12 protein-coding genes and 2 pseudogenes are annotated in these 25,380 nt (G+C 67.2%); 3 read left to right on the forward strand and 11 right to left on the reverse strand.

Annotation, left to right across the window (positions count from 1 at the left end; genetic code table 11):
• Positions 1-120 precede the first annotated feature (120 nt).
• The 10 genes from LOS8367_RS09545 to LOS8367_RS09590 all read right to left on the reverse strand — a co-directional run bounded on the left by LOS8367_RS09545 (position 121) and on the right by LOS8367_RS09590 (position 21,318).
• Positions 121-777, reverse strand: coding sequence for a 4'-phosphopantetheinyl transferase family protein (locus LOS8367_RS09545; protein WP_106535032.1), 657 nt, complete (start codon positions 775-777; stop codon positions 121-123).
• Positions 770-5,335 (reverse strand): MupA/Atu3671 family FMN-dependent luciferase-like monooxygenase, encoded by a 4,566-nt coding sequence (locus tag LOS8367_RS09550; protein WP_085896253.1) that lies wholly within the window; start codon positions 5,333-5,335, stop codon positions 770-772. Before LOS8367_RS09550 ends, LOS8367_RS09545 begins: the two co-directional genes overlap by 8 nt.
• Positions 5,332-6,300: a glycosyltransferase gene (locus LOS8367_RS09555; RefSeq protein ID WP_085896254.1), complete on the reverse strand. Its 969-nt coding sequence runs from the start codon at positions 6,298-6,300 to the stop codon at positions 5,332-5,334. Before LOS8367_RS09555 ends, LOS8367_RS09550 begins: the two co-directional genes overlap by 4 nt.
• Before the next feature lie 6 nt (positions 6,301-6,306).
• Positions 6,307-12,603: a type I polyketide synthase gene (locus LOS8367_RS09560; RefSeq protein WP_085896255.1), complete on the reverse strand. Its 6,297-nt coding sequence runs from the start codon at positions 12,601-12,603 to the stop codon at positions 6,307-6,309.
• Positions 12,604-12,695: 92 nt separating this feature from the next.
• A complete protein-coding gene (locus LOS8367_RS09565; RefSeq protein ID WP_085896256.1) occupies positions 12,696-14,066 on the reverse strand; it encodes an oligosaccharide flippase family protein in 1,371 nt (456 codons plus the stop codon).
• Complete coding sequence (locus LOS8367_RS09570; RefSeq protein ID WP_085896257.1) at positions 14,063-14,902, reverse strand: glycosyltransferase; 840 nt, start codon at positions 14,900-14,902, stop codon at positions 14,063-14,065. The genes LOS8367_RS09565 and LOS8367_RS09570 overlap by 4 nt, the downstream gene beginning before the upstream one ends.
• Positions 14,899-16,809, reverse strand: coding sequence for a hypothetical protein (locus LOS8367_RS09575; protein ID WP_085896258.1), 1,911 nt, complete (start codon positions 16,807-16,809; stop codon positions 14,899-14,901). The genes LOS8367_RS09570 and LOS8367_RS09575 overlap by 4 nt, the downstream gene beginning before the upstream one ends.
• Positions 16,806-18,200 (reverse strand): O-antigen ligase family protein, encoded by a 1,395-nt coding sequence (locus LOS8367_RS09580; RefSeq protein ID WP_085896259.1) that lies wholly within the window; start codon positions 18,198-18,200, stop codon positions 16,806-16,808. The genes LOS8367_RS09575 and LOS8367_RS09580 overlap by 4 nt, the downstream gene beginning before the upstream one ends.
• 131 nt (positions 18,201-18,331) lie before the next feature.
• On the reverse strand, positions 18,332-19,060 hold the full coding sequence (locus LOS8367_RS09585) for a sugar transferase (protein WP_085896260.1): 729 nt from the start codon (positions 19,058-19,060) through the stop codon (positions 18,332-18,334).
• Positions 19,061-19,536: 476 nt separating this feature from the next.
• On the reverse strand, positions 19,537-21,318 hold the full coding sequence (locus LOS8367_RS09590) for an SLC13 family permease (RefSeq protein ID WP_085896300.1): 1,782 nt from the start codon (positions 21,316-21,318) through the stop codon (positions 19,537-19,539).
• Positions 21,319-21,845: 527 nt separating this feature from the next.
• Here LOS8367_RS09590 and LOS8367_RS18665 point away from each other — a divergent pair.
• From LOS8367_RS18665 to LOS8367_RS19260, 3 genes and pseudogenes are all read left to right on the forward strand, one after another.
• Positions 21,846-21,929 (forward strand): annotated as a pseudogene (locus LOS8367_RS18665) (IS5/IS1182 family transposase); the annotation flags it as partial.
• A 532-nt stretch (positions 21,930-22,461) separates the two neighbouring features.
• Positions 22,462-23,136 carry a hypothetical protein gene (locus LOS8367_RS09595; RefSeq protein WP_085896261.1) on the forward strand — a complete coding sequence of 225 codons (675 nt, stop codon included), beginning with the start codon at positions 22,462-22,464 and terminating at the stop codon, positions 23,134-23,136.
• 302 nt (positions 23,137-23,438) lie between these two features.
• Positions 23,439-23,875: pseudogene (locus LOS8367_RS19260) on the forward strand (transposase); the annotation flags it as partial.
• Between the two features lie 153 nt (positions 23,876-24,028).
• Here LOS8367_RS19260 and LOS8367_RS09605 read toward each other — a convergent pair.
• On the reverse strand, positions 24,029-25,378 hold the full coding sequence (locus tag LOS8367_RS09605; RefSeq protein WP_085896263.1) for a 5-methylcytosine restriction system specificity protein McrC: 1,350 nt from the start codon (positions 25,376-25,378) through the stop codon (positions 24,029-24,031).
• Between the last annotated feature and the right edge of the window lie 2 nt (positions 25,379-25,380).

A 25,380-nucleotide genomic window follows, 5' to 3' on the forward strand; every position in this document is an offset into this window, starting at 1 on the left:
GACCAGCTCCCGTTCGTCGCAAGGGCCGAAGGCCGCCCGCGCCGGTCCAATTTCCGCCACACCCGAGCCACAATCTACGGCCTTGGGCAGCATCTGACCATGGCGAACCGCCCGGTCAACTCACTGTTGCAGGCCGCGAAACCCGGGCGGAACCCGCATGACCACGATCAGGCGGTCGGAACATATCCCCCACCCCCCGTGAAACACGGTCCCAGCCCCATAAGGTCCAGCCGTTCGCAAAAGCCGTGCCGCGAGGCCCTCGCCCGTGACCTGAACGCGCATGGCATCGAAGCCGAGCAGCGCGCGGCTCCGAGGATATTGCGCCTTATAGGCAGCCTCTTTGGCACCGAAGACGAGCCGGGCCGCAAGGCCTGGCTCCAACCCGACAGCCTCAATCTCGTCCGGAAGGGCGATCTCGGGCCAGAGCGCGGGCTCCAGCGGCAGGGCGGCGGACAGATCCAGACCGAGATCGCCCACCCGGCATAGAGCGGCAACCGCGAGGCCGTCATCATGGCTGATCGAGCCGTGCATCCCCTGTGGCCAGACAGGCGCGCGATCCGGTCCCATCGGGACCGCCCGCGGCGGCAGGTCGAGCCGTTCCATCGCCAGCCGCGCCGCCGCCCGCCCGGCCGCGAATTCCGCTTGCCGGGCGAGACGGGCCCGCGCCATGGCTGGCGCCTCTTCGGGCCAGAGCGCATGTCCGGCACCAATGCGCACCACCGCGGCGGCGGTGCCAGTGCCGCCAAGCCTCTCGATCAGGGCGGCAAGCTCAACCAAGACCTTGGCGCCGGGCCCGCAGCTGCCTGCGGCGCGCCATGATCTCGTCCCGTGCATTCGCCGAAGGGAGCGGTGCGACCGGTTCGGCGGCCTCGGGTGCGGTCAGTTCCGCCTCGATCCGGGCCGCGAGATCGGCGAGGCGCGGCAAGCCGAAGATATCGGTGATCCTCAGATCCGGCAGGCCGAGCCGATCGCGAATTTCGCGATGCGCCCGCACCGCCAGCAGGGAATGGCCGCCGAGATCGAAGAAACTATCGTTCGGCGAAACGGCCTCGATCCCCAGAAGCTCCCGCCAGATCTCCGCGATCTCGGTTGCTGCGGCACCGCGACGCAAGCCCGCGACCTTGATGGTTGCCGGGCTCGGCGCAGGATCTGCGGGCGTGGGCGAGACTGTGGCACGATGTGCCGGCGGCGGCGGCAAGGCGGCGCGGTCGGTCTTGCGATTTGGCGTCAGCGGAAACCGCTCGAGAGCAACGATTCGTGCCGGCACCATGATCGCCGGCAGACGCGTCGCCAGTTCGCGGCGCAACTCCGCCTCGTCGACTGGCTCCGTCGTCTCCAGATATGCCACGAGCCGCGTATCGCCGGGGGTGTCTTCGCGCAGCACGGCGACGCAGGGGCCAAAACCCGAAATCGCGTCGAGGGCTGCTTCGACCTCGCCCAACTCGATGCGGTGCCCCCGAAGCTTCACCTGCCCATCGGCGCGGCCGATGAAATCGAGCAATCCGTCAGAACGCCAGCGTGCGAGATCCCCGGTTCGGTAGATCCGCTCACCGGGCCGGAAAGGGTCGGGACGGAATCGCTCGGCGGTCAGTTCGGCCCGCTCCCAGTAACCGCGCGCCACACCCGCACCGCCGATCCACAGCTCGCCTTCCGCCCCCACCGGGCAGGGCGACATCTGCGCGTCGAGCACATAGGTCCGGGTGTTGCGGACCGGCCGACCGATCACCGTGGCCGGGAGACCCGCCTCTATCGTGGCGCTGGTCGACCAGATCGTGGTCTCGGTCGGGCCGTACATGTTTTCCAGATGTATGACCCCGGCCCCGCGCAGCTCCTCGACCAGCGCGGCGGGCAGCGCCTCGCCGCCCACAAGCATGTGGCGCAGACCTCCCAGCGCGGCGCGGCTCACCGCGTCGGCGGCAAGCATCCGCGCCATCGAGGGGGTGCATTGCAGATGGGTGATAGCATGGCGGCGGATCTGCGCCGCGATCGAACGGTCACTCGCCGGTGGTCCGGCATCATCGACCGCAGGACGTTCCCGCTGCGCCAGCGCCGCGAGGCGCGGCAGCCCCTCCATCACCTGAGCCGGTGCGATCCCGAAATCGATCAGGCAGGCGATCTCGTCCACCCCGGCGGCCTGCAACACCTCGATCCGGGCCAAGCCGTCCTCGACAGTGCCAAACAGCCCCTGCCCTTCGAAATATCGCTCGAAGGCGTGGTCGAGGACCGCCGTTTCCTCTTCAGGCGTCAAGGCGCCGGGGTCGACCGCACCGCCCCCTCCACGGCGAAACGCCGGAAATTCCGCGGCATGTCGCGCAATGAGCCCGTTGGCCGAGCGCAGGTAATCGATCATCGGGCCGCGCGCCACCTCGCGTGCGGCGGCGCGGCTCTCGGCGAGATAGGTGTGCAGCATCACCGTCACCCGCCGGGACGCCGGATCGTGCCCAGCCTCGATCAGCGCGGCGCGCCATTCGGCGATCCGTGAGGACAGATCCGCGACGCTCTGACCCAGCAGATGCGTCAGCACGTTGGCGCCCGCCAGCCCCGCCTCACGCCAGCTCGTGGGGTTGCCGGCAACGGTGATCCACAAGGGCAGCTCGGACGAGACCGGGCGCGGTCGGGTCAGAACCTCCTGCATCTCGCCTGCCGCGTCGGGAAAGGCCACCGCTTCGCCTCGCCAGAGACGGCGCACGGCATCGACTGCATCGTGCAGCGCCTTGCGGTTGGCGGGCGGCGCCGCTTCGGGGCGCAGCACGAAGTCCTGAGGCTGCCAGCCCGCCGCCAACGCCACCCCAGCACGCCCGCCCGACAACCGGTCGATCACCGCCCAGTCCTCGGCGATCCGCGCCGGGTGATGCAGCGGCGCGACGCAGCTGCCAGCGCGAATTGCCACGCGTGAGGTGACGGCGGCCACCGCCGCACCGGTCACCGCCGGGTTGGGATAGGCCGCGCCGAAGCCGTGGAAATGCCGCTCTGGCGTCCAGACCGCCTCGAACCCATGCGCGTCGGCAAAGCGGGCCCCGTCGAGCAACAGGGAATAGTCGTCCGTGTCCCCCGCCTCATGGCCCCAATAGAACAGGCTCAGCGACGGCCCGGCCCCTGCGGACACCGGTGTCGTCTCCGAGGAGGTCAAGAGCCGCTCCTCGTCGCCCTGGACCACGACCTTGAGGCCGCGCGACAGAGACCAGAACAGTTCGAGCACCGAGATATCGAATGAGATCGAGGTGACGGCGAGCAACGCGTCGCCGGGCCGGTGCGGCACCCGCTCGTCCATCCCCTCGAAGAAGTTCAGCACGTGGCGGTGCTCGATCATCACCCCCTTGGGACGGCCCGTGGAGCCGGAGGTATAGATCAGATAGGCAAGATCCGAACCCGTGGCGGCCTCATCGAGCGGCGTGGCCTCGGCCTTGTCCAATCGCGGATCGTCGAGCCGCAGCAATGCCGCCTCGCCGATCGGCAGATCCGACGCGATGTCGGGGGCGCTGACCACGATCGCGGCAGAGCTATCTTCGAGATAGAGCGCGAGCCGTTCGCGCGGATAGGCCGGGTCGAGCGGCAGATAGGCGGCTCCGGACTTCATGACCGCCAGCGCCGCCACCACCATCTCGGTCGAGCGGCCCATATGCAGCCCGACGCGCATGCCCGGGCCCGCCCCCATCTCGCGCAGCACCCGCGCCATGCGGTTGGAGCGCGCCTCCAGCTCCGCATGGGTGAGGTGCTCCTCACCGAAGACCAGCGCGACGGTCTCCGGCGCGGTGGCGGCGCGACGGGCGATGGCGGCGTGAATCGTCCCCTCGGGCACCGGACCCGCGGTGTCGTTCCAGTCCTCGAGGAGCAGCGCGCGTTCGCCCGGCGACATCGCGGGCAGCGCCGTGCAGGCCGTATCGTGATCGGCGTCGATCATGGTCATGAGGCGCGCCGCGAGCAGATCCAGCGCACCGGGTAACAGCGTGCCGCCCGCCGCTCGCAGGATACCGGCTTCGGGATCGAAGCTGAGACGCGCCCCGGGCGGCCGCGCTGGCCCCAACGCCAACGCGGGCGTGGCGAGGCCAAGCCGCATTGGCAGATCCGCCGCGAAACCGACTTCGGCGCATGCGGCGCGCATCTCCGCGTCGAACCGGTCAGCGAAGCGCGACAGGCTTTCTCCCGGTTCCGGAATGACACGCAGGGGAATCCAGTCCGCCACATGAGGGTCCCCTGCGGCGGGCCGAACCAGTGCCAGATCGGCAGCCCCGTCGCAGAGCCGCGCCGCCAGCAGCGCCCAGGCCGCGGCGCGAAGGCGCGCCGACCCACGCGGTTCGAGCGAACGGCGCTCATCAGGCATGTCGGGACGCATCGGAAGTGCCACCGCGAGGCCGGGCAACGGCACCGGACGCACCGCCTCCAATCGCCTTCGCCAGCCATACTCGGCCCGTGCAACATGCTGCATACGCATGGTGAGTGCCGCAGCGTCGGGGATCGGCGCCAGCCGGGTACCGGCCTTGGGCAGCGCGACCGGCGCGCCATCTGGCCGAGATAGTCCCGAAAGCCGCAGCACACCGTCTTCGAAGACCAGCTCCAACGCGTCGTCCATCGCCGCGCGGATCGTGCCGGGCGGCTCGGGCTGCGCCCCGGACGCGAGCAGCTGCGCCGTGCCGATCAGCAGCAGCCGACCCTCATGGGAGAGCTTGGGACAGCATAGCGGGTTCGGATGCGCACCATGATCGAGCGCCCGGACCAGTCGCAGCGCCGCATCGACCGGGCCACGCCCGTCGATCAGTGCATCTGCACCCGGCCGGTCGGCGGCACGGTGCACCCGGCCTTCGATCGCAGGCTGCGGCCGGCGCCGGAGCCCGTGACGCATCTGATCGATCAACTCCGGCAAGGTTTCGAGCGCCAGCGCAAAGCAACGGGCATTGAGGCTCTGCGCGGTCTCCTCCGGGTCGATGTCGAAATCGCGACGGATCAGGATGTCCCCCGCATCCACGCCCGGCGTCATCATGTGCCACGTCACCGCATGGCGACGTGCACCTTCGAGCAGCGCCCAGACCGGAGCATTGCGCCCGGCCCGCTCAGGCAGCGGCCCATCATGAAAATTGATGGCGCCTGCGGCGAAGCGCGCCAGTGCGGGGGCCGGCACCAAGTCGAGATTCCCGGCGCTGAGAAGCCAGTCGATGCCTTCGGGCAGATCGTCGAGCCGGTCGGGATCGTGCCGGGGGATGCCGTGCTCCTCGGCAAAGGCATCCAGTTCCGGGTAGCGGCTCGCCACTAGCGCCAGTCGAAAACCCGCTTCGCGCAGCGACCGCGCGGCCTCGAGACTCAGCGCAGTGGCGCCGATCAGTGCAACGCTGCCGTTCATGCCGCTTCCTCCCTTGCCCGGGTCGCCCGCAACTGACGCAATTCGTGACGCAGCAAGTCGCGTAAATATCGCGGCGGATCGCCCGGATCGCGCCGCATCGCAACGCAGCGAAGCCGGTGAAGCCCCCCCGCCGCGAGATGCAGCAGCGTCGCCACCGCCGCACCCGCATCGCCGTGATGCTTGCGGAAATAGTGCCGGCGCGACTCGAACCAGTAATCGGGAACGCGGCGCCACTCGTTCATTCGGGTCGAGACCGATCCGATATGGGTGACGCGGCTTTCACGCACGAAATGGGTCTCGAAACCCGCGTCGCGAGCGCGGCGACAAAGGTCGGTTTCCTCGAAATAGAGAAAGAATGTCTCGTCGAAACCGCCGATCCGCTCGAACAGTTCGTGCCGGATCATCAGGCTGGCCCCCGAAACCCAGTCCACCCGACAAGTCTGCTCCGGCACCTCCATCCATACCCTTTGTCGCGACAAAAGCCGCGAGACAGGGCCGAAACGCAACGGTCCCTCGATCTCGGACAAGAGCGAGGGAAAGCGGAAGGCAGCAAGATGCGGCGTACCATCCGGATCGCTTATCAGACTCCCGGCAAGACCAGCCGTGGGATGGGTCGCCAAGTGCTTGACGAGAGCGGCGATCGCCCCAGGCTCGGGAAAGGCGTCGGAGTTGAGAATGTAGACGAGGTCCGGACGCTCGCCCTTGGCCAGGGCGTCGCGGATGCCCGCATTGTTGCCCGCGCCGAAACCACCATTGCGGCCGGACTGCACCACGCGCACCCGGTTCCCCCAGCCGCGCGCGGCCACGCCGGCGCGCAGCCGCTCTTCCGAGCCATCGCCGGAATCGTTGTCAACGATCACGATCCTGCCCTCGATCTCGGCCATCGCGGCCACCGCGCTCTCGGCGGCGCGCAGCGTCATCTCCGGCGTGCGCCAGTTCAGGATCACCGTCAGAACAGTTGTCATCGCGCGCTACTCCGCCGCATGTAGTTTCGGCACGTCCCGAGCGACGGCGCCTTCGAGCGCCGCCTTCATCCGGGCTGCGAGAGCGCGCGCATTGGGTTCGAGCACCATGGTGTCGTGATCGCCCGGCACTTCGACCACTTCGAGAGCGGACGCCCACTCGCCCCAGAAATTGTCATGCACCACGTATTGCCGTTCCTTGTTCACCAGTCGCCCGCCCGGCAACCGCCACTGCCCCTTCAGCGGAGGTCGGAACAGCGTCATGGGCCCGTCCCAAGGCTCCAATCTATAGGCGGCGGAGGCGACGTAGAAGGCGGTTTCCAGAGCGGCGTCCGCTTGGTTCTCGACCGGGCGCGCGGCGTCTCGTCCGAAGCGGCGGCGGTCGATCTCCCAGCGCAGGCGCCGCGACGCCCACTGCGCCGGATAGCGCAGCCCTCCCCTGCGCAGCTCGATCGCCTGGATCGCAATCCGGTCACGCAGACTTAGCGATGGCCGGACCGGCAGCGGCGTATCGAGCAACAGCAATGCCTCCGCCTTATCGCCTTCTGCGCGCAGCTGCCGCGCGATTTCGAGTGCCGTGATGCCACCGCCCGAATAGCCGCCCAGCAACCAAGGCCCGTTGGAACGAACGCGACGCATTTCGGCAAGGCAATCGCGTGCCGCCGCGGTGAAATCCTGATGTGGCGGGACATCGCCCGCGACGCCGCGCGCCTGGAGACCCCAGACCGGTCGGTCTTCGCCCAGATGCTGCGCAAGATGACGCAGGTTCATCACGTTGCCGAACATGCCCGCCGCGAGGAAGAGCGGCGCCCCCGGGCCGCCTTGGCTCAGCGGCACGAGATGCACCGCCTCGCCGAGGCCGGAGATCATCGCCGGGGCCGCGCCCGGCTTTCCGGTCGTCTCTATTGAAACCGGACCGGAGGCGTCTCCTGCAATCCGCGCCGCGAGGCCGCGGATCGTCGGCGTTTCGAACAGCGCCGAGATCGGCAGCGCGGTACCGGTTTCCCGCCTTATCGCCGCGAAGAGCCGCACCGCAATCAGTGAATGTCCGCCGAGGTCGAAGAAGCTGTCATCTGGACCGATATCGGCCACGCCGAGCAGCGCGCTCCATTGCGCGGCGAGCCGCGCTTCCATCTCGGTCTCGAACCCAGCGGCGACAGGATCGGCGGGCGCGACCGGTTCCGAAGCCGGGGGCGCCACTGCCGCCTCCGCGATCAGCGCGGGCAGCGGCTGCGCCGTCATGGCGATCTGCGACAACCCCGCCCCCATCGCCGTGATGAAGGCGCGTCCGCCCTCCTCGCGCCGGATGCCATGGCGGCGGGCATCGCCCAGCCGGTCCTGCGACACTGTCTGTTCCAAGGTCATGGCCTTCGCGCCGGCAGCAAAACCGGCCTCCGCCGGCAGCAGGTGCAGCTCGAAGCCGGACATCTCGGCACAAATCTCGCCATTAAGGGTGGCCAGCACGATGTCGAACCGGGCCATGCCGGTCGCCTGATCGACCAGCCGGACATGGCTCAGAATCTCTGACGGCAACGGCGCATGGACGCTCAGCCGCGCATAGCCCGCCGGCACCCAGAGTCGTGCCGGATCATAGCCCGCGATCATTCCGATCGCCCAGCCGGTCGCGATATCCAAGAGCCCCGGATGCAGCGCGAGGCCGGGGGTGGCATCCGGCGGCAGCCGAAGTCGAGCCAGCCCTTCATCCTCGCTCAGCGCCGCCTCGCCCGTCACCTGCCACTGCGACCCGAAATCGAGATGCGCCCCCTGCGGCAGGGTCAGCGGTCCGGGCGCCGGCAGCCGCGCAGCGACGGCCGCCGGATCGATGCGGCCCGGTGTGCCATCCGTCGCCAGCAGCCGGGCCATGGCGACAGGTCCCCATGGCTCGCCCGGTGGCGCGGCCTCGACCTCGACCCTGCCCGCGTGGTCGCCCGGCGACAGTCGCAGCCGCAGCCGGGTCGCGCCGTCATCGGGCGTGCGCAGCGGGGCCAGGAATCGCAGATCGCGCAGTTCGAACGGCACGAAGCCCTCGGGGCCGACCGCCTCGGCCAGAAGCTCGGCATAGCCCGCGCCGGGTAGCAAGGCGTCACCCGCCCTAGTCCGGTGCTGATCGAGGAACCAACGCTCGGAAGGCGTCCACCGGGCCGAGAAGACAGTTTCCTCGCCGGTAGCGGTCTCGATGATTTCGCGACGCTCCAGCATCGGCAGGGCAATGGGCTCGCCCCCCGCCTCGTCCGCATCCGGCGCGGCCGCCCCGGCCGCCATGCCGGTATCGGCCCAGATGCCCCAGTCGATCGCCACCACACGGGTCGCGCTGCCTGAGCGGACCAGCGCAAAGGCGTCGAGTGCGGCGTTGGCGCCCACGTAATCCGCCTGCCCCGCCGGAGTGGTCCAGACCGAACTGGAGGCGCAGAGAGCCATCCAGTCGAGCCGACCGTCCGGAAACAGCGTGTCGAGCACCATCAGCCCCTGCAGCTTCGGGGCGATCACCGCCTCGCTCGCCTCGGCCGCGCGGCCCAGCACCGGCGCGTCGTCGAGACGACCGGCCGCATGGATTACACCGCTGATCGGCCCGAGCCTTGCCTCGGCCTTGGCAAGGGCGGTGCGCATCGCATCGGGATCGGTGACATCGGCACAATAGCTCTCGGCCCGCCCGCCCAGAGCCTCGAGCCGCAGCAACGCGCGCAGCGACTCGGCCATCGGACCGCCCGTGGCGAAATGGCTGGACCAGTCTTCGCGCGGAGGCAGGGGTCGGCGCGAGATGATCGCGACCGGCGCGTCCCAATCGCGGATCAGGGTTTCGGCCAAGGTCAGACCGATACCGCCGAGGCCACCGGTGATCAGTACCGCACCGCCGCGACGCAATGGCAGCCGGGGCGTCGCGGGGAGTGCGGCGCGCTGCGGCGTCCGGACCCGGCGAATGCCGTCGCGCCAAGCCACCGGCGCGGATTCGGGCAGCGACAGCGCCTCTTCCAGCACCGCTTCGACCTGAGATCGAAGCGTGGCACGGCGCGGCGGCGCGAGATCGAGCCGCGAACAGGCGATGCCCGGCAGTTCCCTCGGGATCACCAGCGCAGGCCCGTCGAGCATCGCCTTGGCCGGATCGGGCCGCTCGCCCGGGCGCACGGCATGCGCACCGCTGCTCACCGCCAGAAGACGCAGTGGCCTGTCGCCCTGCATGGCGTGCCAAGCCTGCGCGAGATGCATCAGGCTCAGGAAGCCGCGCTCCTGCAGCAACTGGACGTGCAGCGGCGACAGGTCCGGATCGGTGGCCTCGGTGACGCTCCACAAGTGCAGCACCCGGTCCGGCAGCAGATCTTCGCGTTCAAGCGCCGCCAAGAGGCGCTCGACTGGCGCTTGGCCTGCCTCCGGCGGCAGCTGCCAGCTATTGCTGCCGGCGCGCGCCTCGAACCCGGCCGCGGTCACGGTCGCGACCCGGTGCCCCGCAGCCCGCAGCCGCGCCGAAAGGGCGGCGCCCAGCCCGGTGCGATCGAGAAAGATCAGCCAGGTCTCGTGCGGCAGTTCCGCAAGGTCGTCCCCCGCCTCGAATGTGCCCTCGGGATAGCGGCGTACCCAAGCAGGCTGCCAAGCCCAGCGCGCGACATCCTCCTCTCGCGGCACGGGCTGCGCCAGAGCCGGGGCAGCCACCGAGCGGACCGGTTCGACATGATGACGCGTCCGCTCGAAGGCATAGCCCGGCAACGGCAGGCGGCGGCGCCCGGCGCCTGCGAGCTGCGCCTCGTCGAAGCGGCCGCCCATCGCCCAGAGACGTCCCAGCGCCAAGGCCATATAGCGGTCATCGCCGCCCGGCTCCTGTGGCGGCCGCAGACCAGGCAGCACCCGCTCATGACCGATCCCGGGTTGCTGCCCGGCCAGCATGCCAAGCACGCCGCCGGGACCCATCTCGATGCAGATCCGCGCGGCCTCGCCCATGTTGTGGAGCGCACCGTCGAAATCGACGGCATGGCGGAGATGGCCGACCCAGTACTCGGGATCGGTCGCCTCCGCATCGGTCAGGAGGTGGCCGCTGCGGTTGGAGATGATTGGGATGCGCGGCGGCGAGAGGGTCATGCTTCGCAGATGCGCCTCGAAACGCGGCAAGATCGGATCGAGCAGGCGGCTATGGGCGGCGACTTCGATCGGCACACGGCGGCTCTCGATTTCTCGAACCTCGAGCCGCGCCGCGAGATCCTCGATGGCGGCCACAGGCCCCGAGGCGACGCAGAGCCCCGGCGCATTGATCGCCGCGAGATCGAGATCAGGGCCCAACTCCTCGCGCAGCGCATCGGCGCCGAGCGCCACCGAAAGCATCGCACCGGGCTCGGTCCGCTCGAACAGCGTGCCGCGCATCCGTACCAGTTCCAGACCCTCTTCGAAGGACATGACACCGGCGAGCACCGCCGCCGTGTTCTCGCCCATCGAATGACCGACCAGCCGGTCCGGCACCACGCCCCAGCCGATCCAGAGCTGCGCCAGCGCGTGCTCGACGATCAGAAGCAGCGGCAGTTGCAGCGAAGGGCGGCGCAGCATGGCCTCGGCCTGTGCCTCGTCGCCGGGTGCCGGGTCCCACAGCGCACGCAACGTCTTGCCTTCGGCGCCCATGGCGGAAAAGCCGCGATCGATCCAGTCTCGAAACACCGGCTCGGTCTCATAGAGGTCGCGGCCCATGCCCGGTTGCTGTGCGCCGCCGCCGGGGAACATAAACACCACTTCCGGCGCATCCTGCGCCAGATGCGTGGGCGCGGCGCGCGGATCGGGCCGCTCGAGCAATGCGGCGGCCTCGGCATGGCTTTCGGCGACGAGCACGCGACGATGCGTCAGCGCCCGGCGCCCGACTGCCAGCGTATGCGCCACATCGGCCAGAGGCTGCTCGGGATGCGCGCGCAGATGCGCCGCCAGCCGCGCCGCCGTAGCATCGAGCGCGGCGCGGGAGCGGCCGGAGACCCGGAGCAGCTGGAACGGCCACTCGCTCTCGGCCGGGGGTACGGGCTCCGGTGCCTCCTCAAGCACCGCATGGGCATTGGTACCACCGACCCCGAGCGAATTGACCCCGGCGCGGCGGGGCGTGGTGCCCCGTGGCCAAGTTGCCGTTTCCGCCGCGACCTCGAAGGGTGATCCGTCGAGCGCCAGCGCCGGGTTCGGCGCTTCGAAGCCCGGCGTGCCGGGAATCGTCCGGTGGTGCAGAGCCAACGCCGCCTTGATCAGTCCCGCAGCGCCGGCGGCGGTGTCGGTGTGACCGATCCCGGTCTTGACCGAGCCTATCCGGCAGAAGCCGGCGGCCGCGGTCGTTTCGCGAAAGGCGCGGGTCAGCGCCGCCACCTCGATCGGATCGCCGAGCGGTGTGCCGGTACCATGGCATTCGACGAAACCGATGGAGCCGGCCTCGATGCCTGCCATACGCTGGGCCATCGCCACCGCCCGCGCCTGCCCCTCGACCGAGGGGGCGAGGTAATTGGCCTTGCGGGCACCGTCGTTATTGATGGCGCTGCCCTTCAGCACGGCCCAGACATGGTCGCCATCGGCCAGCGCGTCTTCGAGCCTGCGGAGGACCACTGCCGCCGCACCCGAGCCGAACACGGTGCCGGCGGCACGGTGATCGAAGGCGCGACACGCCCCATCCGGCGACAGGATCTCTCCCTCGCGCCACAGATAGCCCCTGCCATGCGGCTGTTCGATCGTGACACCGCCCGCCAGAGCCATGTCGCATTCGCCGGTCAGCAGCGCCTGCGCCGCCATGTGGATAGCCACGAGCGAAGTCGAACATGCGGTCTGCACCGAGACTGCCGGGCCTGTCAGATCGAGCATGTGCGCCAGACGGGTGGCGAGGAAATCCTTGTCGTTGCCGGTATGGCGCAACAGGAAGGTGCCGGTGTTCTCCACCAGCTCCGCGTTGCCCATGATGTTGCGCATGTAGTAGTCGTTGGCCCCGCAGCCCGCATATACGCCGATCGCGCCCGCGAAAGCTTCGGGCATATGGCCCGCGTTCTCCAGCGCCGACCAAGCCGTCTCGATGAAGCGCCGGTGCTGCGGGTCCATGATCTCGGCCTCGCGCGGTGTCAGGCCGAAGAAGCCCGCATCGAACAAGTCATGCCCCGCGAGCGGCGCGCCGAAAGGAACGTAGTTGGGGCGGCGGCTCTCGGCCTCGCTCACCCCGGCACGGGCCAGTTCCTCGGGAGTAAGGCGACGGATCGCGCTGCGCCCTGCCGCCAACATCCCCCAGAACGCCTCAAGCGTGTCAGCGCCGGGCAGATCCACGGCCATGCCGGTGATGGCGATATCGCCCGTATCCCGTTCCTTCGCCTCCTGCATGATACCTTCCCCTGCCCCGTATGGTTGCGCAAACTGGCTAGACTGCGAATGCGGCACTTTTCCGACGGGATACCGGCTTGCAGCCATGCTGGCTATCCCGGCGCGACCGCAGCCAGCGCTGCCACTGCGGGCCAGTTCAGTGCCAGAGCCAAAGCGGCAATTGCTATTCCGGCCAGAGCAGCCAAAGCATCGTGGCGCGGATCCCATGCCTTCTCTCGTCGTGCGACCCAGACCAGTACCGGGTAGGCCAGCAAGGCGGCCACGCCCTGCCCGATCAGCCCGCCAAGAAAGCCGCCCAGGGTGAGGCCCAGCGCCAGGCCGGCGATGGTCAGCCCCGCGCGCGAGGCTTGCAGCACAAAGAAGCGGCGCGAGCGTCCCGAGGCCAGTGCCGCCTGCTCGTAAGTCAGGCCGACCAGCACCGGGATCTGCAGCACCGCCATCAGCACCACCACGCCCCCCGCCATCGCGTAGCGCCCGTCATACATCACTCCGATCAGCTGGTTACCCGACAGCGCCAGCACCGCCGTCGCCGCGAGGAGGCCTGAGGTCGCCAGCATCCTGAGCCGCTGAAGCCGCAGGAAATTGGCCCGGCTCTCGGCCGGCGGGCTTTCGCGGTAGACCGGGATCAGCACCCGTCGCGTCACGAGGTGTCCGAGCAGTAGGGGGAAGGTCGCGAGGAACAGGCCGATATTGTAGACCCCGAAATCCGCCAACGAGAGATAGCCCCCAAGCAGCACCCGGTCGCTCTGGCCCAGCAGGAACCCTGCCACGGTCGACAGGAAGATCCACTTGCCGAAATGCACCAGCTCTCGCGCGGCGGCAGGTTCGAGGCGCAGCCGGTTGCGCGGCCCCGGCAGGAACAGGTTGAGATACACGAGCTGCGCCATCGCGCCGACCAGCCCCGCCACCACCAGCGCCCAGATCGAGCCCCAGATCCACGCCAGGACGACGCCGGTCACCAACTGGGTGCTTTGGGTCGCCAGCTCGATCAGCGTCACGCGCCCGGCGCGCAAATGCCGGTGCGCGGTTTCGAGCTTGGTCGGGTTGAAGCCGTTGAGGATCAGCGCGAGGGCCGCCACCGGCAGATACCGCGCGAGGTCGGGCTCGCCATACCACTGCGCCACGGGCCAAGCGAGGCCCAACGCCGCAATCCACAATCCCAGCCCCCGGCCGATCTGGATCGTCCACGCGGTGTCGAGGAATTCGGGATCGTCGCCGCGCCGACTTTGCATGATCGCGGGAGAGATGCCGACATCCGAGAACATGCCCAGTGCCATCATGAAGACCATGACGATCGCCATGGTGCCAAAGGCCTCGGGAAAGAGCAGCCGGGTAAGCGCGAGGTTGGAGATGAGGCGCAGACCCTGTCCCGCCCCGAAACCCGCGATGATGATCGCGGCCGAGCGCAGCGCCCGACCACCGATGCCGCGCGAGCGCAGGTGCCCGATCAATGCGGCGCTCACCGGCCGCGGCTCCAGTCCGACGGGGCAGGCCGAAGCCGGACGCCCAGCGCCACCGCGCCATAGACGGCGAACCCTGCTGGATCGCGCAGGGCGAGGCGCGCGACGCCCAAAGGACCGAGCGCAGGCTTGCCTTCGCGCGCCAGCATATCGGGGTGACAACTTGCGATCTGCGCCATGCCCGCATCCTGTCGCCGACGCACCCGCAGCAGCGCTGCGAACCCCTCGGCGACAGGCCAGTCGTAGCGCGCCGGCACGGCGATCCGCTCATCCGGCGAGAAGCACAGCCGCACGAAACCGTCATCGGAAATGAGGTCCGGGAACATGTCCCAGCGGGCCCGCCCGGCGGGGTTGACCGCGAAAAGGCCACAGCCCGGCGCGCCATGCGTCATGAAGGGCAGCCGCGCCCAGAGCCGCGCATAGGCGCGCGCGACACGGCCCTGACCGGTGATCCGTGGCAAACCGCTGGCATAAAGCGGCTCCGGGCGGTCCAGCGCCCGGTGCAGCTGCAACAGCAATGACGGCGATACCGTCACATCCGCATCGAGGTAGACCCGGATCGCCGGGCGGGTCAGCGCCGCCTCGCCCGCGTTCAGCGCAGCGACCTTCGAGCCTTGCGCCAGCTCGATCACTCGCAGCGTCCAGTCGCGCGCCGTAAGGGCCGCGCCGGCGGCCCGCGCGGCGTCGGCAGTGGCGTCGCGACAGCCATTGGCAATAACGGTGACACATACGGGACCGGGCAGCGGCTCGCTGGCGGCCAGCGCCGAGAGACAGCCTTCGATCAGGCCGGCTTCATTGCTGGCCGGAATCAGGATATCCATCGGCATCGGCGCGGTCATCGCGGCGTCTCCGTCAGGGTCGCGGATTGCTCCACATAGGCGATCTCCTCGATCCCCGCCAGAAGCAGCCGCGAAGGCCCGGCACCGATCGCCAGCAGCCGTTCGCCCTCGCGCGTCACGGGCAGGTCGCGCAGCGCCGCGGGCAGCACCGCCCGATCATGCCCCGCCCCGCCATCGACACGATCGCCGGGCCCGGCATGGATCACATCATCGCCGCCACCTCCCAACAGGAGGTCTTCCTCTGGCGTGCCGACCAGCCGCTCCGCCCTGTCGCTTCCCTGCAGCGTCACCCCGTCATCGAAGCTTCCCGGCGCCCGGCTTTCCCAATCCGCACCCTTGTGGTTATGGCGCATCCAGGCGTCCCAGCGGGGCGAGGCATCGTCGAGATGACGCAGCGCACCCCAGCTGCCCCAGCGCGACGGGGCGGCGATGTCGAGATAGGCTGTGGCCTGGGTGCCACCCACCGCTCGCCAGCCCGCCATGAGATCGTCGATCAGCGCCGCCATTTCCGGAGCGTAGGACAGCTCTGTCAGGAAATCGGTCACGGCCGCATCGTCGCGCCCCGCCGGTCCCGCCACCAGATGCGGCCCGGCCTCATACATCACCAATCGCAGCCCATGCCGCGCCGCGACGCCGGCGTGATGCGGCCAGAACCTCTGCGTCAGCTCGGCAAGATCGTCTTCGAGGAGACCCAGCGCATGGGCCTGCGCCGTGCCGTCGACGAGTCGCGCGCGCAGTTCACCGAGGTGATCGTCAGCGCCGATATCATGGCCGAGATATCCCGTGACGGCGTAGGCGTCGAAGCTTGTTGCGGGCAGGCTCGCCCCCTTGCCCAAGGCCAGCGGCGCTTCGAGGGCCGCGGCCTCCAGCCCCGGCCAACCGGTCTGGGTGGCGAAGACCCGCACCAGCCGCTCTTCGGCGACAGCGCCAAAGGTGTCCGTCCAGATGTCCGCCACCTGCGCCGCACGCCAGCCCGCAAACTGCATCCAGGCATCTCCGGGCGCATCCTCGCCCCAAAGATCACGCGCGCGCGCCTGTGCCCAATGCGCCTGTTCGAACCCGAAATTCCAGACCTCGTTCGACCACTCCGCGTGGATCCTGAGGCGGGGATCGAGATGGTCCCGCATATAGGTTGCAAAGCTGCGCACATAATCGTCATCGGCCATGTGCGGCAGCGTCACCCACGGATCGACGCCGATCTCGTTGGCAAGCCGGGTGATCACCTCGACCGGTACACCATCGACCCAGCGCTGGTCCCCGGGACGTGGCCGATCGTCCCAACGACCTTGGGGGGAGCCGTTGGTCTGCATCCAGTCCATGAAGCGCAACAGTCTCAGATCCGAGATCCGCTCCAGCCAGTCGGGATTGAACAGCGCGCCCGCCGCCGCGTGGCCGAGCCGGTCCTCGCGCACCACCGTGATCTCGCGCAGCGGGTCCACCGCGTCGATCGCGGCCACCTCGATCTCGACCGCGCCCGGACCCGGATCGTAGTCGAAGCGAATCTCTCCGGGGATCTGCAAGACCACGCGGCCGCGCCCTCCCACCGTGATATCGCCCTGCCCGTCGTAGCGCAGCACGTAACGCCCGGCGAGCGAGACCGCCGCCTCGGGCTGATCGGTGAGGATCAGCGTACCGACCCTGGCGATACCGTCGGGGATCGAGAGCAGGCGTCCGGTACGATCGACATGCCCCTCGGCAACCAGTTGCTCGGCGCTCATCGCGCCCCATTGGTCATCGCCATGACCGATCCAGGGCCGCGAGGTTTTCATCAGATCGAGAAACGGATGCTCGGTTGACCAGTCCGAGATGCCCGCGAGGTTCATGCCCAAAAGCGGCGTGGCCCGCGCGGGCAGACCGGCAAGCGCTGCGCAGAGGAGCAGCGCGGCGAGTCCCGCCAGCCCCTTCACAGGACGGTCCGGATCGGCGCAGGCTGGCGTGGCGCAGCCTCGGGCTGCGGCCGATGACGCGGTGCGGTCTCGATCAGCCCCAGCACCGCCCCCGCCGCCAGAAAGGTCAGCGGCGTCAAGGTGGCGTTGGGCAACAGGTCGACAAGGTTCATGCCGAGGATCACGGCGAGCGTCACCGTGGCGGGACCGGGCGGCGACCGGCCGGAGCCACCCCAGAGCCGCAGGACGGGGAAGGCCAGAAGGCCGAACTCGGCAAGGAAACCGACCCAGCCGAACACCCCGATCACCACCAGCCAACGCCCGTCGGTCACGGTGATCTCGCGTCCGCTCTGGCGATCGTAAAGCATGTTGCGACCCCAGATTCCCCAGCCGAAAACGGGCCGCTCCATGGCGCGCTCCAAGAGCAGGTCTTCGTTGTCGAAGCGAAAGCCGAGCGACTGGGCGCGGTCCGCGCTCACCGATCCGGCCCATTCGAGAAGCCGCTCCTGCGGCACCAGATCGGCGCCCTTGAGCAGCGGGTAGGCAAGGGACAGCACCGCCATTGCCGCGGCGCCGAAGAGTTGCAGCCGGCGTGGCGCGAAGGCCAAAGCCGGAACGAGCACCATCGTATAGAGCAGCGCCGCCATGGATTTGCACAGCACGAGCACGACGCCGAGGAACCCTGCCACCGCCCAGAGAACGGGAGCGCGCCCCTTCTCCGCGCTGCGCGCCAGCCCCGTTGCCGCGAGCACCGCCATCGCGATGAAGAATGCCACCCAGAGCCCGTGATAGAGGAACACGATCGGGCGGAACCCTTCGCCGCGCATCATCTGCTCGAAGCTGTGCTGGAAATAGCCGTAGATCCAGGTGTTGAGCTGCGGGCTGAGCCGCACCTCGGCCAGGATCGGCAAGGTGTAGGCCAGACCTCCCATCACCAGCGCCCAAAGCATCATGCGGTGCTCGCGCTCGTCGCGCAGGAAGACCCGCGCGAGGAGCAGCGGCACCACGAGAAACCCCTGCTGGATCAGCAGCCCCGGCACTTCGGCCAGCCGCAGCCCGGGCAGCACCAGCGGCCCGAAGACCAGAGGATCGCCGTTGCTCAGCACCGTCATCAGCGGCGACAGGAGAAACACCGCCAGCGCCAGCCGCATCAATCGCTGGCGCGGCAGAAGTTCGCGTAGCTGCACCCGCCGCAACATGAGGGCGGCCAGCAGGACCGAGAGGCTGGGAATCGTGTCCTTGTTGAGCGATGGCAGCAGCGGCGGGTCGAACTCCGCTGGCAGCGGTGGCAGCAGCAGGTAGCCCGCCAGCAGGCTCGCCACCAGTGCCACGCCCGGTCGCAGGCGCCCGAAAAGCACCAGCGTGACCAGTGGCCAAGCCAGCAGGGCGATCGAAGCGACGGCGTTCGGCATGCGGCCCCTGTTCAGCGTGTCATCCCGACCATGGCACGATGTCCGGACGAAGTCGTGACGCCGCCATGGCGATCAGCGGGCGTCACGGTTCAGGCAACACCCGTTGCCGGCGCGGCGCAAGGGGTGCCGCCTCACATGCCGGTGCCGCGCAGCACCACCTTTAGGGTCCGGCCGATCACTCGAATATCGGTTAGCGGCGACAGCGCGTGGTAGTAGCACCGGTCATAGGCGACACGCTGAACGAAGCTCGTCTCGTTTCGCTCCGAGGTCTGCCAGAATCCGGTAATGCCGGGTCGCATCAGATAGTATTCCTCGCCGTCGTAATAGGCCTTCTGCTCGGGCAGGAACGGACGCGGGCCAACGAGGGTCATGTCGCCGCGCAGCACGTTGTAGAACTGCGGCAGCTCGTCGAGCGATGTACGCCGCAGGAAGCGGCCAAGCGGCGTGATGCGCGGATCGTGACGCAGCTTCTGGCGGTGGAGCCACTCGGCGCGGGCCGACGGGTCGTCCTCGAGGTGACGCTTCAACACCGCCTCGGCATCGCGCACCATGGTGCGGATCTTGAACATCGGGAAAGTCCGCCCGCCGCGCCCGACCCGGGGCTGCACGTAAAAGGGCCGACCACCATCGACCGCGACCAGCAAAGCGATGATCGCCACGATCAAGGTCACCGGCAGGACGAGCAACACCGTCAGGCCAATGTCTAGCCAGCGCTTTGCGCGGCGCCGATAGAGTCCGTCCCTGACGGAGCCGACTTGGCCCAGATACTCCGAGGGGCCCATATCCCGCACGAACCTGTCGGAGGACGGTATGACCTGCCGCAGATTCGTCAGTCCGGTATTCACTGCCATGGTCTTCATCTCAGGCCCTTTGCCCTCGCCGTTTGCGGCAACATCGTGACCGGTGCGCCGGATCTGTCCCGGTTTCACCGTCCCGGTCGAAGTTAGGGCCAGCCCCGCCAACGGCCAAGAATTCCGGTACGTCGCGGGCTTCTAAATCTCCGTAATTGCGAGAAATTCCCGGGCCGATGCGGCGCGCTGCCCCGGCTTCGACCTGCGCAAATCCGGCCGGATTGTCATAGCTCCCGCACCATACAGGGCCACCATGTCGAACTGGCGCCGGAGAGGAAACGGGACCTCTCCCAATGCGCCAATTCCTCTCCCATCGCGCGCGGCCCGCGCCGGCCGTTGCCCGAGATCGTTCGGCTCGCCGGCGGAAGCGAGGCATTCTCATGGCGCGCGCCCGAATGAGGAGACCATAGCGAGACAATGCCGCCCTCCGGGGTGCATTGTCGTTAATGACTGCCGGATACGCGATCGGAGTGATTCGTCCCGGTTCAGCCCTGCAATGGCCAGATCAGCGGCACCACCAGCACGGTGACGATGCCGACAACGATGTTCATCGGCAGGCCGATGCGCAGGAAGTCGGAGAAGCGATAGCCGCCAGCGGCATGGACGAGCGTGTTGGTCTGATAGCCGATCGGCGTGGCGAAACTGGCCGAGGCCCCGAACATCACCGCGACCAGGAAGGGCCGCGGGTCGAGACCGAGCCCCGCGGCGAGGCCCGCCGCGATCGGCGCCATCAGCACTGCCACCGCGTTGTTAGTCACGATTTCGGTAAGGACCGACGTGGCCGCGTAAACCGCCGCCAGCGCGAGCAACGGCGGCGCCAGGGCCAGCAGCGGGCGCAGCGCCTCGACCGCCATGACCAACGCGCCCGAGCGATCCATTGCCTGCCCCAGCACCAGCATCGACACGATCAGCAGGAGCAGTCGACCATCGATCGCCCCCACCCCCTCATCGGCGTCGATGCAATCGGTGAGCAGCACCACCGCGACACCGACCAGTCCAAGCGCCAAGATCGGCGCTGCGCCGAAGGCGGCGAGCACGACCACGGCGGCCATGGTCGCGATGGCGATCGGCGCCTTGCCGCGCCGGAAGGCGCGCGCCTCGAAGCTGCCAAGCGACATCAGCCGCTCCTCGCGCGTCATCCGGGCGATGTCCTCGAGGCGTCCCTCCACAAGAAGCCTGTCGCCGACCCGGAGCCGCTCTAGCGCTTCGGGCCGCGCTTCGCCCGAGCGGTCGGTGGCGAGCAGATAGACGCCGTAGCGACGGCGCCATTGCAGACGCGACAGCGGCCGGTTCAGGCTGCGCGCGACGGGTCCGACGAGAAGACTGGCGGCATGGCTGCGGCGCGGCCGTTCCCCGCTTTCATTCGGCAGGCGCAGCCCTGGCACGCGGCCGTCGCGCAGCGCCGCGACCTCGCTTTCCGGGCAGCGCAGCACAACCATGTCGCCCGCTGCGATCCGGATCTCAGCCATCCGGTTACGCAGCGACTTCTCGCCACGCAGCAGATCGACCAGGTGGGTTCCGCTGCGGCGGAACGCTTCGACGTCGTCGGGCGCGCGTCCGATCAGCACCGAGCCTTCCGGCACTTCCATCCGCACAAGCCAACTCTCGCCCGTCTCGCTCGTGACGGCGGCTCCCTCGCGTCGTGCCGGCAGCAGATAGGGCCCGGCCAGCGCTAGGAATCCACCGCCCACCAGTGCCACGGCGAAGCCCAGCGGCGCGATCTCGAACAGGCCGAAAGGTGCCAGCCCCATGTCCCGTGTCACGCCGTCGATCAAAAGGTTGGTCGAGGTGCCGATCAGCGTGCAGGTCCCGCCGAGGATTACCATGTAGGAGAGCGGGATCAGCAGCCGCGTCGGCGCCATCCCCGCTTCGCGCGCGAGCCCGATCACGACCGGGATCAGCACCAGCACGACGGGCGTGTTGTTCATGAAAGCGGAAGCCACGGCGGCCGTAACCAGAAAGATCACGATGGTGCGGCGCGGGTATCTCGCCATCCCGCTGCGCAGAAGCGTGGTCGCGCTGTCCAGCACCCCGGTGCGCACCAGCGCCGCTGACAGCACAAACATGGTGGCAATGGTGGCCGGGGCCGGGTTGGCGAGCGCCCCGAGAACATCGTCTACCTGCACCAACCCGAGCAGCAAGGCCCCCACGGCACCGCAGAAGGCGACCATGTCGGCAGAGCGGATCTCAAGCGTGAAGGTGACGAAAACAAGGGCGAGCAACGCAAGGGCCGCATAGGGCGCGGCGACTCCAAGATCGATGATCACTTCAGGATCCATCTGAAGATACGGGCAGACCGGCCCGCGGGTCCGGCACGACGTGCCGAAGCACAGTGCTACCGAGCCATCGAAGAAAGGCAATCCCCTCAACGCGGCGAGATGAAGGCGCCTGCTTCTTCATGGCCTGCCCCTTCGCCGCATTTTCTACCTCCGAATCATAAGACAGGCTCGATGACGAAGCGGCGTAGAGGCGAGCTACCGCGAAAGACCGACCGCTTTCGCAACCGTCCGTTCACTTGGCGCAGGAAGTGCAAGAAGAACTGGATGGAGGTGTGCAACGGCTCAGAACACCGCCGTTAGAGTGCCCTTTTCCGTCCGGAAGGCTACTACTCCAGCGCACGAGTGATCCATCCTCAGGCCCAGGACCCGCGACCTTGCCTAGGCGGAGTGCTTCGAGCTCCCCAAGGGCAAGATTGATAAGCAACCTTTTTTTCTTCTGATGGCCGAGAAGATGGCCAGCTGCTGCCGTTTGTCGGGAGAAGGAGCACCGGACTGTTTTCCGTTGCTCCTGACTTCCGAAGAGCCACGGCAACCCGTGCATCGATGACCGCCGCGGCTTGAGCGGTATCATCTTCCTCAACCGTGACGGTCTGCGATGGCGCGGCGGCAAGGGCACGAACGCCACCAGGCCTGCCAACCGAAGGTCCTTAAGCCTCGGTGCCGGCCTTCGTCACCGACACATCCGCAACGCAGAACCGCCGCGCCCTTGCGGGACACGGCGGTTCTAATGTCGGTACGCGTTTGTTGGTTGCGGGAGCCTGAACCCACCGAGATCTGTGCTTTAACGACCGCCTCAGGGGCCGCAACCACGGCACACTTCTCACCCGCCGCGCGATTTGAGTCAGGAAGCGCTGTAGGGCACCGGTAACGGCGGGCTGTTCTACGGCGCGGCCGCCCCCTGACCGATATCGTACGCAGTGTCCTTACGCGAGTCTGGAACTGGATTTGCATCATGCCTAAGATACTAAGAAGCCTAACCGATTTGGCCAGCAGAGACGCACCTATACCAAAGGCGCTTCTCATGCGCCCTAAGGTCACATGGCATATGCTTCCGTATTGCCCCACTCCGGCGCCATTCCCGCCTCAATCACAGCCCCAAATCGCATCAGACGCACCCGTAAGAGGTCCGAGATGCCACTCACCTTCAATGCCGGTTCCTCCGGCTTCGACTGGAAAGCCGCCCTGTCCGCCCTCATGGAAGCGCGCGCCGCCAAGTCCGACAAAACGGTAGAGCAGAAAGCTTCCTCTCCGGCCGAAGCGACTAAGGCCCAAGCCGCCACCGAACCCGCCATCCGCATCGATATCTCCGCGGAAGCGAAAACGGCCAGCGCTCCCGCAGCCCCCGAGACCGTCGCCGCGGCTGTCGAAGAGGTGGTCGCTCCCACCGTCATGTCGCCGACCAACGAAGAGACCACCGAGGCTGTAGCCCAAGCCGCAGCGCCAGTCGCGGATATCCCCGAAAAGGCCGCCAGCGAAGCCGTTGCCGTGACCGAGCAGGCAGTCGTCAAGGTAACGAGCCTTACAGGTCTCGGAGCCTCGGCGGCCGCCGAGAAAACCGGCCGTGCCGCCGCAGCCGCGCCGGCCGAGGCGGAGGTTTCGGACATCGCGGCCGCTCGCGCGGCGGCGATCCGGCTCCAAGAACTGGACCGCATGCAGAACATGATCTCCTCGATCGGCGCACGTCCCGAAAGCGACATGGGCATCGCACCGATCAACGCGCAGAGCGCCTCGCGCGCCGGTGCGGCCTATGGTGCCAGCGCCGCATTGCCTGCTGCGGCCGGCGAGCGCACCGACATCGCCGCCTGATGAATACCGGGCCAGAGCTCACCGCGGTGGCCTGATTCCCAACGACCCGCCTGTCGGGGCCAACCGGCGGGTTTCCTCGAACTGGTTCGGGGCGTTGGTGAGGTCACCGGCCTTCAGCGCCCGGTCGCAGACCCTTCTGGCGTATGATCCCGCAGCCCACAGTCTGCGCCGCTTGGTCAACCTATTGGAAGAAGCGCAACGCAGGTTTGGATTTGGTTGCGGGAGCAGGATTTGAACTTTGGCGAACCCAGCCGCAGACACTGATCATGTAGGCCGCTCCGACCGCGACACTGACAACGTCAACGCTAAAAGTATGGCTGGACCGGGAGATGACGTAGCTCGCGCCGCATGAAGGACGTCCGTGACGCCCTCCACTCTTCTCCGAGGGCGCCATCCGGATTTGTCAGTCGATCGAAGTGCTGTCCAGGCTACCACTGAAGCAAACGACCGGCATGGTGGCCAGCTTCTTGCGGATAGCGGACCTGGACTGGCCGGTGCTGGATTATTCGGCGCTATGCCGCAGGCGAAGGATCCTGGCCGTCCAGATCCCGTATCGCCACGCAAATAAGCCGCGGAACATGCTCGTGAACAGCATGGAGATCAACTTCCTGGGCGATGGCGAGCGGCAGGCCCCCAAGCATTGTCTGCGCGGCCGTCGCCAATGGCGGAAGGTTAACCTGGTCTCGACACGGCCACCTCCAACATCCGCACCGTGGAATTCATTTCCAACCGCGACGGAGCAGCTTGGTACTTGCGGACCATCTCGACCCGATGCCCGGAGCCGGAACCATTGTGGCGTGAATTACTGGGATGATCTATATCTCTCGATGCTCAATTACCAAAATCGGACACCAGATCAAAAATACAGCATCGTTTCTCTACGAAGAAAATCCTACAGCAGCGCCCGAACTGCTTGCACGAAACCCTTCTCTTCAGCCTCGGCTGGGATTGCATTAAGGTCTATTAATCCACTAAATACTTCGTACTCCCCGATCGCTCCGGCTCGCTCTAAATAGCTACGACCTGTGGGGCGAGAGGCATGAAGAAGTATAACTTTCTTTGTTCCATAGCGCGCGCCGTAGACGACTACTTGCCCAACGTCGCTCCTGCTTGGCATGTCCGGCGTAGGCTTGTATTTCGCGTCAATGATCAATACTGGATTTCCATCACGCTCAATCACAATGTCTGGTGTGGCATACGGCTTTTTGCTTCCGGAGCGAACCACGTCGTATAGCTCCACCTTTGCGCCGCCGCCTTCCTGTGAGATGTTACCATCCCTTACGGCAATCCGCGGATCATCTGAAAATCCGTCCGCCAAAATATTACGAAGAGCGCTTTCAAAAACTTTCGCCATGTCGATTAATACTGGAGGAAGATTAGCAATTGATCCGGCGCCACGAATCGCCACCCCTAAGTCAGTCAACACCAAATGCGCGACCATTAGAGCTTCATCGTAGTGGTCGTGAAAAGGCGGCAGCTCAAGAACGTATCTCGAAATTGCATCCGTCGAGAGTTCATGTGAGTGAGGATGACTGACGTCGGACAGCTTGTGAAGCGCGCGGTAGAGGCCCAACCGACGCTCTTTCTGACCTTTCCCCGTCAGCCCAGCATACCTACTCAGTAGACGCTCGACAGCCAAACGAATAACCCTATTAGGCCCGAAATCGGGAGTACGTTCGAACGATGACGACATTGCCGTTGGACGCCCTACTCGCGCCGTTAATAATGCGGTCTCAAAGGGCAACATCCTTCCCTTGGGTGAGCTACTCCTTTGCGTTTTCTGGCGGTAGATCTTTAGAAGCCCCGCGCCCCAGATGCGATCAAGGGCTGCAAGAAGCTGGTCTGTTAGCGTATCAATCAGTGAGTCAAGCTGGTTATCAGCATGAGCGAATAGGCGACTAAATCTTTGCAGAATTACTGGGGAATATCCCTCCGCCATCCCGATCAATCGCTCGAGGTTTCCGACTGGTACCCGCGTAGCCACCTCTAAGGCGAAAGAATCATTCAACGGGATGTGGCCGACAAGTCCGCTACACTGGATCGCCGGTCGGTTCCGTTGATAGGTCGGTCGGAAATGCCGTAATACATCCGGATAGACATCCAACGATCCGTCGGGCTTTATCAGCTCGGCCGGTACATCTACGGTCTCATGCTCTTCCGCTTGGAGAATGACCCGCGAGGCAGTTCCGGCTGCCAAGGCACGTTCGCCGAATATTCCCTCCAATACACTGACTTCTACCATTT

It is taken from the genome of Limimaricola soesokkakensis, from assembly GCF_900172345.1.
GTDB classification, from domain to species: Bacteria; Pseudomonadota; Alphaproteobacteria; order Rhodobacterales; family Rhodobacteraceae; genus Limimaricola; species Limimaricola soesokkakensis.

Excerpts from the sequence above, each read along its gene's own strand:
- LOS8367_RS09555 (WP_085896254.1), bottom strand. The coding sequence starts at position 6,300 with ATGACAACTGTTCTGACGGTGATCCTGAACTGGCGCACGCCGGAGATG.
- LOS8367_RS09570 (WP_085896257.1), bottom strand. The coding sequence starts at position 14,902 with ATGACCGCGCCGATGCCGATGGATATCCTGATTCCGGCCAGCAATGAA.
- LOS8367_RS09585 (WP_085896260.1), bottom strand. The coding sequence starts at position 19,060 with ATGAAGACCATGGCAGTGAATACCGGACTGACGAATCTGCGGCAGGTC.
- LOS8367_RS09580 (WP_085896259.1), bottom strand. The coding sequence starts at position 18,200 with ATGCCGAACGCCGTCGCTTCGATCGCCCTGCTGGCTTGGCCACTGGTC.
- LOS8367_RS09550 (WP_085896253.1), bottom strand. The coding sequence starts at position 5,335 with ATGAACGGCAGCGTTGCACTGATCGGCGCCACTGCGCTGAGTCTCGAG.
- LOS8367_RS09605 (WP_085896263.1), bottom strand. The coding sequence starts at position 25,378 with ATGGTAGAAGTCAGTGTATTGGAGGGAATATTCGGCGAACGTGCCTTG.
- LOS8367_RS09560 (WP_085896255.1), bottom strand. The coding sequence starts at position 12,603 with ATGCAGGAGGCGAAGGAACGGGATACGGGCGATATCGCCATCACCGGC.
- LOS8367_RS09595 (WP_085896261.1), top strand. The coding sequence starts at position 22,462 with ATGCCACTCACCTTCAATGCCGGTTCCTCCGGCTTCGACTGGAAAGCC.